The 1,932-nt window shown below is 69.4% G+C and carries 3 protein-coding genes; 2 read left to right on the forward strand and 1 reads right to left on the reverse strand.

The genetic code is table 11. From position 1 onward, the window contains the following. Window positions 1-143: 143 nt before the first annotated feature. Entirely contained in the window at window positions 144-1,265 is a 1,122-nt protein-coding gene (locus UK23_RS49455) for a VanZ family protein (protein ID WP_156213807.1), read from the forward strand. Then, the gene (locus UK23_RS43105; RefSeq protein WP_045317614.1) at window positions 1,240-1,647 is read left to right on the forward strand and encodes an SRPBCC family protein; all 408 of its coding nucleotides are present in this window, start codon (window positions 1,240-1,242) and stop codon (window positions 1,645-1,647) included. The genes UK23_RS49455 and UK23_RS43105 overlap by 26 nt, the downstream gene beginning before the upstream one ends. Here the strand turns inward: UK23_RS43105 and UK23_RS53315 are convergent. Continuing rightward, the coding region (locus UK23_RS53315) for a hypothetical protein (protein WP_045317615.1) at window positions 1,611-1,932 on the reverse strand (322 nt) is incomplete at its 5' end. The genes UK23_RS43105 and UK23_RS53315 overlap by 37 nt on opposite strands.

Below are 1,932 nucleotides of genomic sequence, written 5' to 3' on the forward strand. Positions count from 1 at the left end.
AACTACACCCAACCGTCCCGGAACCGGCCGCGCCAGTTGGTAGTAGGAAGGTGCTGGATGATCTCGGGTTGGTGGTACTTGCAGACGCCAAGGCCAACCGACGGCCGTACCTGTTGCGTCCGTCCGACGCATCTTCGGAAATCGTGGTTTGGCCGCAGCCGTTGACGGGCATTGGACCGCTCATGATGGCGTCCTACTGGGAGACCGCGCGGACCGGCTTCCTGGCGTTCGTGGGCATCGGGCTGATGGTGCTCATTCCCCTGGTGGCGTTGCACTACTGGCGTTTCGGGCGGGTCGAGCCGCGCCGGGCGTTCGTGCTGTACGGCCTGCTGCTCTACGGGCTCATCGCGCTGGCGTTGATCTTCCTGCCGTTCCCCGGCCGGTCGCAGGTGTGCCAGGGCGACCGGATGCTGTCCACGGTGCCGTTCCAGTGGGTCACCGACATGAACAACAACATGGCGGCGTACGGGCGTTCCGGCCTGGTGGCGATGGTGCGGTCGCAGGCGTTCCTGCAGCAGCTGTTCAACGTCGTGCTGTTCGTGCCGCTGGGAGTGGTGCTGCGCAAGGCTTACGGCAAGGGGCCGCTCGCCGTCGTCGCCATCGGGCTCGGTGTTTCGCTGGCCGTGGAAGTGGTGCAGTACACCGGGAACTTCGGCTACTACCCGTGCCCGTACCGGATCGCCGACGTCGACGACCTGATGTCCAACACCTTCGGCGCGTTGCTGGGGTGGATGGTGGCGCCGGTCGCGCTCGTGGTGCCCCGGCTGCCATCGTCCGAGGACTCCGCCGCGCCTCTCGGGACCGTGTCCGTGCCACGCCGGCTGGTCGGGCTGATCTCCGAGCTCGTGCTGGTGATCGTGGCCGCCAAGCTGCTGCCGGAACCGCGCTGGGCCATCGGCCTGCTCGTGGTGTTCCGCGTCCTGCTTCCCGCCGCGGCGGATGGGATGACAGTCGGCGGAGTGCTGCTGGACTACCGGGTTCGCGGCCTGGACGGCTCCCGCGCCAACCCTGCTCGGCTGCTGCTGCGAGAACTGCTGGGCGCCACCGGGTTCGTGACCTACGCGGTCGTCCTGTCGCCGATGATCGGCATCGGACCGGTGGACCTCGTCGTCGTGGTGCTGTTCGTCGTCGGAGCGTTCGTCGTGCCGGTGTTCCGACGTGATCAGCGCGGCTGGCACGAACATCTGGCGCGAACCCGGGACGTGTTGGTGGGCCGCGCGGCCGGGTACCCCGAGCGCCATGACGACCTACACGCACACCGCTGAGGCGGACATCGCGGCCGACACGCTGTTCGGTTTCCTCGCCGAGCCCCGCAACCTGCCGCGCTACTTCCCGCAGATGACCGCCGCCGAGCCCGAAGGCGGCGAACAGGTCCACGTGGAGGCCGAGGTGCACGGCCACCACGTGGACGGCGAGGCGTGGGTTCGTCCGGACGCCTCGCACCGCCGGCTCGAGTGGGGTGCGGAGGGCCCGGACGACTACCACGGCGAACTGCAGATCGACGAGGTGTCGCCGGGGAGGTCGCGGATCACGGTGAGCCTGCACAGCGTCCGGGAGGCGGACGGTGACGAGGTGCAGCGCGGTCTCGAACAGACGGTCGCCGTGCTCACTCAGACCGCCGCGGCCGACGACCGCCAGGCGCAGTAGCCCAGCCCGATCCCCGCGGCCGCCATCGGGATGCTGGTCAGCAGCCCGGCCAGGCCGTTGCCGGGGATCACGAACGTCAGCACGATCGTGAGCGCGGCGATCGGCACCCACTTGGGCACGGCACGCGAGCGGAGCAGCCCCACGCACTGCAGCACGGTGCCCAGCAGCACCAGGGCGGCACCGGGGATCATCAACGCGAACAGGTGGGCGTCGTTGTTGGCCGCCTGGATCACGGCGTTGCCCGCCGCCGCGTCGACCGCGGGGTCGGTCGGGAAGTAGTAGGCC

The sequence above is a fragment of the Lentzea aerocolonigenes genome, assembly GCF_000955955.1.
Lineage (GTDB): Bacteria > Actinomycetota > Actinomycetes > Mycobacteriales > Pseudonocardiaceae > Lentzea > Lentzea aerocolonigenes_A.